This window comes from Streptomyces sp. NPDC021622 (genome assembly GCF_040640795.1).
Classification (GTDB): Bacteria; Actinomycetota; Actinomycetes; order Streptomycetales; family Streptomycetaceae; genus Streptomyces.
Genome location: NZ_JBFACK010000001.1, coordinates 93,720 through 106,827, shown reverse-complemented (window position 1 = coordinate 106,827; position 13,108 = coordinate 93,720). Strand labels below are relative to the sequence as shown.

11 protein-coding genes are annotated in these 13,108 nt (G+C 73.5%); 4 read left to right on the top strand and 7 right to left on the bottom strand.

Annotation, left to right across the window (positions count from 1 at the left end; translation table 11 throughout):
* Window positions 1-140: 140 nt before the first annotated feature.
* The 4 genes from dnaG to AB0G47_RS00495 form a co-directional block, all read right to left on the bottom strand.
* Window positions 141-2,051: a DNA primase gene (gene dnaG / locus AB0G47_RS00510; protein ID WP_360762395.1), complete on the bottom strand. Its 1,911-nt coding sequence runs from the start codon at window positions 2,049-2,051 to the stop codon at window positions 141-143.
* A 43-nt stretch (window positions 2,052-2,094) separates the two neighbouring features.
* Window positions 2,095-3,357: an FAD-dependent oxidoreductase gene (locus AB0G47_RS00505; RefSeq protein ID WP_360762392.1), complete on the bottom strand. Its 1,263-nt coding sequence runs from the start codon at window positions 3,355-3,357 to the stop codon at window positions 2,095-2,097.
* A 91-nt stretch (window positions 3,358-3,448) separates the two neighbouring features.
* The gene (locus tag AB0G47_RS00500) at window positions 3,449-4,804 is read right to left on the bottom strand and encodes a deoxyguanosinetriphosphate triphosphohydrolase (RefSeq protein WP_360762389.1); all 1,356 of its coding nucleotides are present in this window, start codon (window positions 4,802-4,804) and stop codon (window positions 3,449-3,451) included.
* Window positions 4,805-4,881: 77 nt separating this feature from the next.
* Window positions 4,882-5,805 carry a sirohydrochlorin chelatase gene (locus tag AB0G47_RS00495; protein ID WP_360762385.1) on the bottom strand — a complete coding sequence of 308 codons (924 nt, stop codon included), beginning with the start codon at window positions 5,803-5,805 and terminating at the stop codon, window positions 4,882-4,884.
* A gap of 169 nt (window positions 5,806-5,974) precedes the next feature.
* Between AB0G47_RS00495 and AB0G47_RS00490 the strand changes: the two genes are divergently transcribed.
* Window positions 5,975-6,712, top strand: a complete 738-nt coding sequence (locus AB0G47_RS00490) for an ElyC/SanA/YdcF family protein (RefSeq protein ID WP_360762382.1) — start codon at window positions 5,975-5,977, stop codon at window positions 6,710-6,712.
* A 779-nt stretch (window positions 6,713-7,491) separates the two neighbouring features.
* Window positions 7,492-9,609 carry a molybdopterin oxidoreductase family protein gene (locus tag AB0G47_RS00485; RefSeq protein ID WP_360762379.1) on the top strand — a complete coding sequence of 706 codons (2,118 nt, stop codon included), beginning with the start codon at window positions 7,492-7,494 and terminating at the stop codon, window positions 9,607-9,609.
* 26 nt (window positions 9,610-9,635) lie between these two features.
* Here AB0G47_RS00485 and AB0G47_RS00480 read toward each other — a convergent pair whose 3' ends face one another.
* From AB0G47_RS00480 to cutA, 3 genes are all read right to left on the bottom strand, one after another.
* Window positions 9,636-9,932: a DUF6355 family natural product biosynthesis protein gene (locus AB0G47_RS00480; protein ID WP_360762376.1), complete on the bottom strand. Its 297-nt coding sequence runs from the start codon at window positions 9,930-9,932 to the stop codon at window positions 9,636-9,638.
* Between the two features lie 210 nt (window positions 9,933-10,142).
* Window positions 10,143-10,580 (bottom strand): gamma-glutamylcyclotransferase family protein, encoded by a 438-nt coding sequence (locus AB0G47_RS00475; RefSeq protein WP_360762374.1) that lies wholly within the window; start codon window positions 10,578-10,580, stop codon window positions 10,143-10,145.
* Window positions 10,577-10,921, bottom strand: coding sequence for a divalent-cation tolerance protein CutA (gene cutA / locus AB0G47_RS00470; protein ID WP_360762371.1), 345 nt, complete (start codon window positions 10,919-10,921; stop codon window positions 10,577-10,579). Before cutA ends, AB0G47_RS00475 begins: the two co-directional genes overlap by 4 nt.
* A gap of 145 nt (window positions 10,922-11,066) precedes the next feature.
* On the opposite strand from cutA, the gene AB0G47_RS00465 reads away from it, so the two are divergent.
* Both AB0G47_RS00465 and AB0G47_RS00460 read left to right on the top strand, forming a co-directional pair.
* A complete protein-coding gene (locus AB0G47_RS00465) occupies window positions 11,067-11,774 on the top strand; it encodes a hypothetical protein (protein WP_360762368.1) in 708 nt (235 codons plus the stop codon).
* Complete coding sequence (locus AB0G47_RS00460; RefSeq protein ID WP_360762365.1) at window positions 11,771-13,072, top strand: HAMP domain-containing sensor histidine kinase; 1,302 nt, start codon at window positions 11,771-11,773, stop codon at window positions 13,070-13,072. Before AB0G47_RS00465 ends, AB0G47_RS00460 begins: the two co-directional genes overlap by 4 nt.
* Window positions 13,073-13,108 lie beyond the last annotated feature (36 nt).

Sequence of the window (13,108 nt, the reverse complement as noted above, 5' to 3'; positions counted from 1 at the left end):
GCAACCCAGTGTGGGGCACGACACACGGCCGCCACGAGGGGCGTGCGGTGACTTTTTGAGTCCGGTCTGTGACCGGGTGGTTACCCGACGGGTAACCGGAGCCGTCCGGGGTGAACCTCGGAATGCGTCCGGGGCGGGCCCTAAAGGGCGTCCGCGCCTCGCTCGCGCAGCGCCTGGGCGTACTGCTGGAGGACCCACAACTCGTTCTGTACGGCGGTCAGTTGCGCCGGGTCGCCCTGGCCGCCCAGGCGGGTCAGGCTGCCCTGGACCTCGCGGATGCGGCGGTCGACGGCGCGCAGCCTGACCTGGACGAGCTGGATGCCCGCGTACATCTCGTCCACGGTCTTGCGCAGGATCGCCTCCACGGCCAGCTCGGTGACCATGGCGCGCACCGAGTTGTCGGGCGCCGCGTCCAGGACCCGGGCGAGGTAGGCCTGCGGCTCGGCGATGCCCGCGTCGGCGCCGCCCGCCTCCTCCACGCAGCGGCGCACGGCGGCGTAGGGCGGGGCGGTGAACTCGTCCACGCCGTACGCGTCGAAGGTCGGGGAGACCAGCTCCGGGCGCTGCAGGGCCAGCTTGAGCAGCTCGCGCTCGGTGCGGTGGGCGGGGCTGCGCAGGTTCAGCGCGGGTCCTGCCGGGGCGGCGGGCGCCGAGGGGCCGTACGACTGGTTCTGCTGCTGTCCCGGGCGCTGCTGGGGGGCGGGGCCGCGGCCGCCGCGGTCGCGGGCCCAACGGGCCAGCTGGGCAACGCGCTTGACGACGAACTGGGTGTCCAGGATGCCGAGCATGCCGGCGAGCTGGACGGCCACCTCGTGCTGCGCGCCGCTGTTCTTGATGCGGGCCACGACGGGTCCCGCCTCGTCCAGGGCGGCGGCGCGGCCCGCGGGGGTCTCCAGGTCATAGCGGCCGACGATCTGGCGCAGCGCGAACTCGAAGAGCGGCGTGCGGGGTTCGACCAGGTCGGCGACCGCCTCGTCGCCCTTGGCCAGGCGCAGCTCGCAGGGGTCCATGCCCTCGGGCGCGATGGCGATGTACGTCTCGGCGGCGAACTTCTGGTCGTCCTCGAAGGCGCGCAGGGCGGCCTTCTGGCCGGCCGCGTCGCCGTCGAAGGTGAAGATCACCCGCGCCGAGCCGTTGTCCATCAGGAGGCGGCGCAGGATCTTGATGTGGTCGCCGCCGAAGGCCGTGCCGCAGGTCGCGATGGCGGTGGTGACGCCGGCCAGGTGGCAGGCCATGACGTCCGTGTACCCCTCGACGACGACCGCGCGGGAGGTCTTGGCGATCTCCTTCTTGGCCAGGTCCACTCCGTAGAGCACCTGGCCCTTCTTGTAGATCGGCGTCTCGGGGGTGTTCAGGTACTTCGGGCCGTTGTCGTCCTCGCGCAGCTTGCGGGCGCCGAAGCCGACGACCTCGCCGCTGATGTCGCGGATCGGCCACATCAGGCGGCCGCGGAAGCGGTCGATGGGGCCGCGGCGGCCCTCCTGGGAGAGGCCGGAGAGGGTCAGTTCCTTGTCGCTGAAGCCCTTGCCGCGCAGGAAGCGGGTGAGGTGGTCCCAGCCCGCCGGGCTGTAGCCCACGCCGAAGTGCGCCGCGGCGGCCTGGTCGAAGCCGCGCTCGGCGAGGAACTTGCGGCCGATCTCCGCCTCGGGGCTCTCCAGCTGGTCGATGTAGAACTGCGCGGCGATCTTGTGGGCCTCGACGAGGCGGATGCGCTCGCCGCGCTGGTTCGAGGGGTTGTACCCGCCCTCTTCGTACCGCAGCGTGATGCCCGCCTGGGCGGCGAGGCGCTCGACCGTCTCCGAGAAGGTGAGGTGGTCGATCTTCATCACGAAGGCGATCGTGTCGCCGCCTTCCTGGCAGCCGAAGCAGTGGAAGAGACCCTTGCTCGGGCTGACCTGGAAGGACGGTGACTTCTCGTCGTGGAAGGGGCACAGACCCTTGAGGTTGCCGCCCCCCGCGTTCCGCAGCTGGAGGTAGTCGGAGACCACGGCGTCGATCGGGACCGCGTCCCGAACCGCCTTCACGTCCTCGTCATTGATCCTGCCTGCCACGTAGGAATACTACGGCCCTGCTGTGACACTCCCGCCCGGCCGGTCACGCCAGCAGCGACTCCAGCGGGACGGAGGGATCCGCGAGGGACTCGGCGGGCGGCCGGGCACCCGCACGGATCAGCTTCTGGATGGTGTCCGTGACGTCCCACACATTCACGTTCATCCCGGCGAGGATCCGTCCCTCGCTCAGCCAGAAGGCGACGAACTCCCGCTTCCCCGCGTCGCCACGGACCACGACCTGGTCGTACGTCCCCGGTGGCGCCCAGCCCGAGTACTCGAGGCCCACGTCGTACTGGTCGGAGAAGAAGTACGGCACCCGGTCGTACGTCACGTCCTGGCCGAGCATCGCGCGGGCGGCCGCCGGGCCGCCGTTGAGCGCGTTCGCCCAGTGCTCCACGCGCAGCCTCATGTCGAAGAGCGGGTGCAGTACGGCGGCCACGTCGCCCGCCGCGAAGATGTCCGGGTCCGAGGTGCGCAGGGAGGCGTCGACGACGATGCCGCCGCCGTGCGCGCGGTCGGCGATGTCGAGCCCGGCCGACTCGGCGAGCGCGGTGCGCGGGGCGGCGCCGATCGCGGCGAGCACGTCGTGCGCCGGGTGCTCCTCGCCGTCGTCGGTGCGGGCGGCGAGGACCATGCCGTCCTGTCCGGTGATCTCGGTGAGCGTCGCGCCGAAGTGGAAGCGGACGCCGTGCTCGGCGTGCAGGTCGGCGAACATCTGGCCGAGCTCGGGGCCCAGGACCGCGTGCAGCGGGGTGGGCTCGGGCTCGACGACAGTGACCTCCGCGCCGTACGTCCGCGCGGCCGCGGCGATCTCCAGGCCGATCCAGCCGGCGCCGGCGATCACCAGGTGGCCGTTGTCACGGCCGAGACTGGCCAGAACCTGACGCAGCCGGTCGGCGTGCGCGAGGCGGCGCAGGTGGTGCACGCCCACCAGGTCGGTGCCCGGCACGTCGAGGCGGCGCGGCTCGGCGCCGGTGGCCAGAAGCAGCCGGTCGTAGTGGATGACGGCGCCGTCCCCGAGGCGGACGGCCTTGGCGGTGCGGTCGATGGCGACGACGGTCTGGCCGAGGTGCAGCTCCACGTCCGACTGTGCGTACCAGGCGGGTTCATGGACGAAGACGCTGTCCCGCTCCTCCTTGCCCAGCAGATACCCCTTCGACAGGGGCGGGCGCTCGTACGGGTGGTCGCGCTCGTCACCGATGAGGATCACCCGGCCGGTGAAGCCCTCGGATCGGAGTGTCTCGGCCGCCTTCGCGCCCGCGAGACCTCCTCCGACAATGACGAACGTCTGATCCGCGTCGACCACTTGATGCCTCCTCAAAGCCTTGCCGTCAGGGGAGCGTCCCGCACAGAGCGTGATGGGGGAAGGGGTTGCGGCCCTATCCGGCCAGTTTTCGTCACGCCCCGTGGTCGGTCTGCTCGGAAATGGGGCGCCGTGCCGTGAGCCGCGCGTGCAGCGAACGGGCGGCGGCGTCCGTGAGTGACGCGATCTGGTCCACGACCACGCGCAGGGCCGCGCGGTCGTCGGGCGCCGCGTCGTACAGCGCGCGGAACTGCGGGTCGAGTCCTTCGGGGGCGCGGGCCGTGAGCGCCTGCGCCAGCTCGGCGACGACGATCCGCTGGTCGGCGCGGAGCCGCTCCTGGGCGGGGCGCTGCATCACATAGCGGTCGGCGACGGCCTTGAGGACCGCGCACTCGTGGCGGGCGCCGCGCGGGACGACGAGCTCGGCGGCGTACCGGGTGAGCGGGCCCGTGCCGTGGCGCGCGCGGGTGGCGGCCTCCGCGGCGAGGCAGAAGCGGCCGATGAGCTGGCTCGTGGCGTCCTTCAACCGGGCCTGGGCGACGGCCGATCCGTCGTACCCGTGCGGCCACCACTCCTGGTCGAGGAGCCGGTCGAGGGCCTGGGAGAGCTCTTCGGGGTCGGTGTCCGCCGGTACGTAGCGGCCGATCGCCACGGCGAAGATGTCCCGGCGCTCGGGCTCGGCGTGCAGCACGTTCGGGTCGAGGTGTCCGGCGTGCAGGCCGTCCTCGAAGTCGTGGACCGAGTACGCCACGTCGTCCGACCAGTCCATGACCTGTGCCTCGAAACAGGTGCGCCGGCCCGGAGCCTGACTGCGGACCCAGTCGAAGACCGGCCGGTCGTCCTCGTAGACACCGAACTTGGGGGACGCCGGGTCCGTGGGGTGGGAGCCGCGCGGCCAGGGGTACTTGGTGGCGGCGTCCAGGGCGGCGCGGGTCAGGTTGAGGCCCACGCTGACCAGTTCGTCCGTCTCCTCGCTTCTGATGAAGCGCTTCGGTTCGATGCGGGTGAGGAGCCTCAGCGACTGCGCGTTGCCCTCGAACCCGCCGCAGCTCTCGGCGACTTCGTTCAGCGCCTGCTCGCCGTTGTGCCCGAAGGGCGGGTGGCCCATGTCGTGCGCGAGGCAGGCCGTCTCCACCAGGTCCGGGTCGCAGCCGAGGGCCGCGCCCAGCTCGCGGCCGACCTGGGCGCACTCCAGGGAGTGCGTCAGGCGGGTGCGGGCGCTGGCGTCCCAGGCCTCGTTGCTCCGGGTGCCGGGGGTGACCACCTGGGTCTTCCCGGCGAGGCGGCGCAGTGCGGCGGAGTGCAGGACGCGCGCGCGGTCCCGCTGGAAGGCGGTGCGCCCCGGCCTCTTGTCCGGCTCGGCGGCCCATCGCTCGACGGCGGCCTTGTCGTAGGCGGCTTTGTCGTAGGCAGCCTCGTCGTCGTACGCGTTCGGTGCAGTGCCTTCCATGCACCGACAGTAAACGCAAGCAGTGACAAAGGGGGCTTCAGGGGCCCCTCATCGGCCGTGCGGCCGCGGGACGGGCGTCAGGCGGAGGTCAGCTGACGGGCCGGGGGCCAGGTCGCCGCCGTCGCCGGTGCCGCCGTCGTGCGGGCCTGTTCGTAGCGGTGCAGGACGAGGCGGGCCATCGCCTGGTGGTCGCCGAGCGGGGCGGCCGCGATCCAGGGCGCGGCCTCGGCGCACTGCGCGGCGAACCGGCCCGGCGCGGTGAAGTACGAGGCGACGGCGGCCCGGTGGCGTCCGCGGGCGGCGAGCGAGCGCACGGCGGCGGGCACGGTCAGCGGGGAGTTCGCGGTGGGCGAGGCGTAGGCGGGCACCACCGGCACGCCGATGCGCCGCGCGAGGAGGTCCGCCGTACGCCGGGTGTCGGCGGCGGAGTCCGGGTCGCGGGAGCCGGCGGCGGCGAGCACCACTCCGCTGGTGCGGCGCACGGCCTCGCTCGGGCGGGTCGGCCAGCCCGCCTCGACGAGCCGGGCGTGCAGCGCGTCGACGAGCAGCGGGTGCGGGCCGAGCGGGGCGGCGACGCGCGCGTCGAGGTGCGGCGCGCCGGCGATCGCGTCGGGGATGTCCTGCTTGACGTGGTAGCCGCGGCTGAGCAGCAGCGGCACGAGGACGGCGGAGCCGGTCGCCGCGGCGAGGGTGTCGGGGAGCAGCGGTTCGTTCAGCTCGATGTGGCCGAGCCGCACGGTGAGTCCGGGGCGCAGCTCGCGGACCCGTTCGAGCAGGGCCGAGACGGTGGCGAGGGTGCGCGGGTCGCGGCTGCCGTGCGCGACCACGACGAGCGCGGGCGCAGGGTCGGTGCGGCGCCTGCCGTCGAGCGACACGAGATTGAGCTGGCTGCCGAGCTGGCTGGTGATCCGGTCCATGAGTTGCGCCGTGCTTTCGAGAGGGGTGCCGTTCAGGAGCTGGGGCACAGAGGACTCGTCGCGAAGAGGGTTCGACGCCGTCATGAACCGAGGATGGCCGCGGCAGATTGCGTCGGCGTTGCGCGCCGGTGACGGGTCGTTTCAGCCGGGCTCACGGCGGGCTGGGCAGCGCTGTCAGCGATTGTCGGTGGGCTCGCTTACCGTTGTGCGCAGTGATCGGATCGGGGGATCCGGCGGGGGACGGGGGTTCGGGATGGAACGGCCGGGGTGGGCGCGGTGGGCCCATTGGAAGCAGGGGGTCACACCTCTGTGGGCCCGAGTGCGGCGGCTGCGGCTGCCGCGCACGCGGCGGGGGCAGCGGCGGGCCGTGCAGGGCTTCATGGCCGCCTGCGTGGTGGCGCTGCTGCCGGCGACGTGGCTGTTCGTGACGACGGACGGGCGGCTGCGTACGACGGCGGACGTGCCGCACACGCGGGTCGCGGTGGTCTTCGGCGCGGGGCTGTGGGAGGGCGAGCCGTCGCCGTATCTCGCCCACCGCCTGGACGCGGCGGCCGAGCTGTACGAGGCGGGGCGGATCGAGGTCGTCCTGGTCACCGGGGACAACAGCCGGGAGGACTACGACGAGCCGGACGCGATGCGCGCGTATCTGACCGAGCGCGGTGTGCCGGGGCGGCGGATCGTCAGCGACTACGCGGGCTTCGACACCTGGGACTCCTGTGTACGGGCCAAGAAGGTGTTCGGCGTCGACCGGGCGGTGCTGATCAGCCAGGGCTTCCACATACGCAGGGCGGTCGCGCTGTGCCGCGCGGCGGGCGTCTCGTCGTACGGCGTCGGGGTCGACGCCAAGCACGACGCGACGTGGTACTACGGCGGCGCGCGGGAGGTCTTCGCGGCGGGCAAGGCAGCGTTGGACGCGGCGTTTCAACCGGATCCGCGCTTCCTCGGGCCCCGGGAGCCGGGCGTGGACCGGGCGCTGGGCGCGCCTCGCTGAGCCTGGCCTGGCCCCTGGGCCTTGAGCGGGGGTGCGTCTGCCTGGTCCCGCTTGTCCGCCGGGTGCGGGTCGTGGTCCGTCCCCGCGCCGTTCCCCGCGCCCCTGAAGGGGCACGAGCTGGCCCGGGGCCTTTCAGCGGGGTCGGGGGGCGTCTGCCTGCTCCCGCTTGTCCGCCGGGTGCGGGTCGTGGTCCGTCCCCGCGCCGTTCCCCGCGCCCCTGAAGGGGCACGAGCTGGCCCCGGGCCTTCAGCGGGGTCGAGGGGCGTCTGCCTGGTCCCGCTTGTCCGCCGGGTGCGGGTTGTGGTCCGTCCTCGCGCCGTTCCCCGCGCCCCTGAAGGAGCACGAGCTGGCCCCGGGCCTTCAGCGGGGTCGGGGTGCGTCTGCCTGGTCCCGCTTGTCCGCCGGGTGCGGGTCGTGGTCCGTCCTCGCGCCGTTCCCCGCGCCCCTGAAGGAGCACGAGCTGGCCCCGGGCCTTCAGCGGGGTCGGGGTGCGTCTGCCTGCTCCCGCTCGTCCGCCGGGTGCGGGTCGTGGTCCGTCCTCGCGCCGTTCCCCGCGCCCCTGAAGGGGCACGAGCTGGCCCGGGGCCTTTCAGCGGGGTCGGGGGGCGTCTGCCTGCTCCCGCTCGTCCGCCGGGTGCGGGTTGTGGTCCGTCCTCGCGCCGTTCCCCGCGCCCCTGAAGGGGCTCACAGTGGGGGGTGGGGCTCGCTGAGGTCGGGTTACCTCGTGTGTAACGCGATCGCGTCGGGGCGTGTAACACGCGTGTCGGACTCTGGCTGGTATGCACACCAAGGCGACACCGACCCACTGTCCGTACTGCGCGCTGCAATGCGGGATGGGCCTGACGTCCGGCCCCGGCGGGGTGGAGGTCGTGGAGCGTCCCGAGTTTCCCGTGAACGGGGGCGCGCTGTGCGGCAAGGGCCGTACGGCGCCCGCTGTGCTCTCCTCCCGGGTGCGGCTGACCGAGCCACTCATCCGATCCCACGCCACGGGCCGGCTCGAACCGGCCACCTGGGAGGAGGCCGTCGGCCGCGTCGCCGACGGGCTCTCCCGCACGCGTACGGAGCATGGCCCGGACGCGTGCGGGGTGTTCGGCGGCGGCGGTCTGACCAACGAGAAGGCGTACGCGCTCGGGAAGTTCGCGCGGGTGGTGCTCGGCACGTCGCAGATCGACTACAACGGCCGGTTCTGCATGTCGTCGGCGGCGGCCGCCGGGCAGCGGGCCTTCGGGCTCGACCGGGGCCTGCCGTTCCCGCTGGCGGACGTCCCGCGCACGGGCTGCGTCATTCTGGTCGGCTCCAACCTCGCCGAGACGATGCCGCCCGCACTGCGGTATCTGACGGAACTGAAGGCGAACGGCGGCAAGTTGATCGTCGTCGACCCGCGCAGGACCCGCACCGCCGAGCAGGCCGATCTGCATCTGGCGCCGCGCCCCGGCACCGACCTGGCGCTCGCCCTCGGGCTGCTGCATCTGGTGGTGGCCGAGGGGCGGACGGACGAGGCGTTCATCGCGGAGCGCACCAGCGGCTGGGAGGAGGCGCGGGCGGCGGCGATGGCGCACTGGCCGGAGTACGTGGAGCGGATCAGCGGCGTTCCGGTGCCTCAGCTGCGGGACGCGGTGGAGATGTTCTGCGCCGCCGAGTCGGCGATGGTGCTCACCGCGCGCGGCCCCGAACAGCAGTCGAAGGGCACCGACACGGTCGGCGCGTGGATCAACCTGTGCCTCGCCACGGGCAACGCGGGCCGCCCGCTGGCCGGTTACGGCTGTCTGACCGGGCAGGGCAACGGCCAGGGCGGACGCGAGCACGGCCAGAAGGCGGACCAGCTGCCGGGCTACCGCAAGCTGACGGACCCGGCGGCGCGGGCGCATGTCGCCGGGGTGTGGGGCGTCGACCCCGATTCGCTGCCGGGCCCCGGCAGGTCCGCGTACGAACTGCTCGACGCGCTCGGCGGGGACATCAAGTCGCTGCTCCTGATGGGCTCCAACCCGGTCGTCTCGGCGCCGCGCGCCGCACACGTGGAGGAGCGGCTGCGGTCGCTCGACTTCCTGGCGGTGGCCGACGTCGTCCTCTCCGAGACGGCTCAACTGGCCGATGTCGTGCTGCCGGTGACGCAGTGGGCCGAGGAGACGGGCACGGTGACGAACCTGGAGGGCAGGGTCCTTCTGCGCCGCCAGGCGGTGACGGCGCCCGACGGGGTCCGCAGCGACCTGGACGTGCTCCACGGCCTCGCCACGCGCCTCGGCCACGAGAAGGGCTTCCCGACGGACCCGGAGGAGATCTTCGACGAACTGCGCAGGGCGAGCGCCGGCGGCCCCGCGGACTACTCCGGCATCTCGTACGCACGCCTGAAGGAGGGCAACGGCGAGGGAGTCTTCTGGCCCTGCCCGGCGGAGGACCTGGCCCCGGCGGAGGAGGAAGAGGAAGGGACGGACGCCGTGCACCCCGGGACCCCGCGCCTCTTCCTCGACCGGTTCGCCACCGAGGACGGCCTCGCACGGTTCGTGCCGGTCGTGCACCGGGCCGCCGCCGAGGAGGCGGACGCGGAGTATCCGGTGCTGCTGACCACCGGGCGGGTGCTCGCCCAGTATCAGTCGGGGGCCCAGACGCGCCGCGTCGACGAGTTGAACTCGGCCGCCCCCGGGCCGTTCGTGGAGCTGCATCCGCGGCTCGCCGCGCGGCTGCGGATCGAGGAGGGCGAGCCGGTGACCGTCGTCTCGCGGCGGGGGCGGGCCGTCGCCCCGGCGCGGATCACCGGGGCGATCCGGTCGGACACGGTCTTCATGCCGTTCCACTGGCCGGGCGAGGGGCGGGCCAACTCCCTCACGCATCCGGCGCTCGACCCCGTGTCCCGGATGCCGGAGTTCAAGGTGTGTGCGGTACGGCTTGAGAGGGAGTAGCCCGCGGTGTCATGCGTCTGCGGGGATCAGCAGGTGCGTCCCACGTAGTGGGCGCCCTGGATCTTGCTCGCCGAACCCAGCCAGTGGTTGCCCGGGCCCACACAGCGCTCGTAGTCGGGGGCGAGGGCGACCCGCACCTGGATGACGACGTTCGAGCCGTCGCTCGTGCAGTGGTTGTAGAACGCGTCGCTGCTGGTCTCGTAGAACCCGCAGGGGGCCATGACGGCGGTCGGGGCGTGAGCGGACGCGGCGGCCGCCACGGGGAGGCCGAGAGTGAGTGCTACGGCGCCGACGAGGGCCGGAAGCGAACGGCGAAGGCTCATGGGGCAACTCCTGCTGAGGACGTGGTGCTCACGCACCGACTCGCGCACCGACTGGTGCACACGGAGAGTGGCATAACCGCGACCTTCCGTGATCATGTGATTCGTGCGCGTCGCTCGCACGGGTGACGGAGTCCACCGGATCGAGTGCGCAGGCGTTTGAGCAGCGGAATCCGCGCCACGGACCGGCCCCGGCGCCCGCGCCGCACCACCTCACCGCCCCGCACGGAACAACGCCCAGTCCCCTCCCCCGATCACCGCCCCCGAAGCCCGCAGCCCCGCCGCCACCCGCGGCGCCGCCACGTACACCCACGCCCGCGCCGTGCCCCCGTCCAGGAGGGTCACGTCCCGCGCCACCCGGTCGTACAGGTTGCGGGGATCGCCCGGCACGAAGTCCTCCAGTACGTCGAGCTCGGCGAGGAGCCGGTCGTACGCGGACGGCAGTGCGGTGAACAACTCGCCGCGCACCGGGCCCGCTTCGGGGTCCTCCACCAGGTACGGATAGCCGGGCCCCGCGTACAGGACCGCCCCCGTGAGCCGCGCGGGCTCCTCCGCGGCGACGCGGCCGCGCAGGTGGACGTCGTGGTTGCGCTCCCCCGGCCGCAGCGTCCCGTACACGAAGAACGGCAGGCGGCCCGCCGCCGGGCTCACTCGGCGGTCTCCCGCTCCACCCACTCCAGGTACGCCGCGCTGCCCCGCACCACCGGTGTCGCGATGATCTCGGGGGTGTCGTAGTCGTGGGCTTCGGTCAGCCACGCCTCTAGGGCGTCGTACCGCGCGGCCGCCGTCTTGAACAGGATCTGCCACTCCCTCGCGGTCTCGATGCCGCCCTCCCAGCGGTAGACCGAGACGACGGGCCCGCCGATCTGCGCGCACGCGGCGACCCGCGCCGCCACCGCGCCGCTCGCGAGGTCTTCTGCCTTCTGGGCGGTGTCGGTCGTGGTCAGGACGGTGACCACCGCCGGCTCTCCGGTTTCGTACGTCGACGTCATGCACCGATTCTCGCCGGACGTCTCGCAGGTCGGGGCCACCGGCCATGCCGAAGGTCCCGAACCGCGCGCGCCGGGGCGGCGTACCGACGGCTGTTACACAACCTCCCGGTCTCCGTGACGGACGCTTCCTAACGTCGACAGGGCCATGAAACTCAGCCGCTCCCGCCCCCGCCTCCTGCGCGGCGCGCCCTTCGCCGCCGCCGCGGTCGTCGTGCTTGCCGGATGCGGCAGCCTGGACGGACTCGACGCCGGTGAGCCCGCGCCGTCCGTCTCCGTGCAGCCGCGCCCCGAGCCGCTCTGGCCCGCCTGGTCGGGTACGTCGTCCAAGGCGCCCGGCGCCGACACCGCCACCCACCAGCCGCCGCCGGAACCCCTGGACGGGCTGCCCGACGTGGGCAAGGAGGGCATCGGCAGCCTCGACTTCCGAGAGATCCTGCGGGCCGACCCGCGGATGCGCGCCCTCGCCGACCGCCCCACGATCGAACGGCCGGGCCGAGCCGGGCTCAGGCCGGTCATGCTGAAGGACCTGACGGGCGACGGGAAGCCCGAGCTGCTCGTGGCCGCCGACACGGAGACCGGACGCAGTGTGCTCGCCGTCTACCGGGCGCTCGGCGGCCGGGTCTACCCCATCCTGTTCGCCTCGGGGAAGCGCGTGAGCATCGAGACGATCGGCCCGGATCTGCTGCTGCGCAGCTCGTGCGCGGGCGGCGGCGAGCAGGCGGTGCGGTTCCGCTGGGACGGCGTACGGATGTCCACGGTGAGCGACACCAAGAACTATGGGAGGACGGCAGGCCAGGACCGCACCCGGTCCCCCGCCCCGGCACCCTCGCGCGGCTCGGAGCCCGGCGCGTGAGGGGCATCGCCCGGCGCGCCCGCGCCGCCTTCAACTCGCTCGGCCTGCGCTGGAAGATCGCCGCGCTGCTCGCGCTCGGCTGTGCGGTGGTCGCCGTGGCCATCGGCCTGCTCGTACACCACGCACGGCTCGAACAGGTCTCCTCGGGAGCCAGGTCCGGTGCCGTCGCGCAGCTGGTGCGGGTGCGTCAGCTGTACGAGCTGACCGGACAGGTCGACACGGACACCTCGGACGGCACGGAGGCCGCCCTCGACTCGCCGGATCTGCCCGCGTCGCTGCGGGCGGCCGCGCTGGACGGGCGGCGGACCACCTACCTCGACATGGGCGCCGCCGACCCCGCCGTCTGGGCGGCGCGGCCGGTCGGCGACCATGTCCTTTCGGTGCGCGAGCCGCTGGGCGAACAGGCCGCCGAGATGGCCGAGTTCGACCGGCAGCTGATCGTCTCGGGGGCCGTCGTCGTCGTGCTCGCCGCGCTCGGCGGTGCCGGCCTGGCCAGTCGGCTCAGCCGCGAACTGCGGACCGCGGCGGCCACCGCGCGCCGCATCAGCCAGGGCGAGCTGGACGCCCGTATCGGCCATCCACGGTCGCCGGACGTCCGGGGCGGCACCGGGCACGGCAAGGACGAGGTGGCCGAACTGGCCGCCGCGGTCGACACGATGGCCGCGTCCCTGCAGCGGCGCCTGGTGGCCGAGCAGCGCTTCACCGCCGATGTCGCCCACGAGCTGCGCACCCCGCTGACCGGACTGCACACGGCGGCCGAACTGCTGCCGCGCGGCCGCCCCACGGAGCTCGTGCTCGACCGGGTGCAGGCCCTGCGCACCCTCACGGAGGATCTGCTCGAAGTGGCGCGGCTCGACGCGGAGGTGGAGCGGCCCGACCTGGAGGTGCATCCGACGGCCGCGCTGGTCGAGGGGATCGTCCGGCGGTCGGGGTACGGGGTGCGGTTCGTCGCCGCGGGCCCTGACGACGTCTTCGTACGCACCGACGCACGCCGCCTGGAGCGGATCGTCGCCAACCTCGTGGCGAACGCCCGCAGGCACGGCGCGGACCCGGTGGAGGTGCGGGTCGCCGGGCCCGTGGTCACGGTCAGCGACCAGGGGCCCGGCTTCCCCGAGCATCTCCTTGCGGACGGCCCGCGGCGCTTCCAGACCGGCGCGCGGGAGCGCGGTCAGGGCACGGGCCTCGGTCTGACCATCGCGTTCGGCCAGGCGCAGGTGATCGGGGCGCGCGTGGAGCTGAGCAATGCGGTGCCCTGCGGGGCTGTGGCGGCGGTCCACCTGCCGGAGGCCGACGGCTGAGAGTTCCGCTGAGAGCTCCGCTGGAAGTGCCGTGAT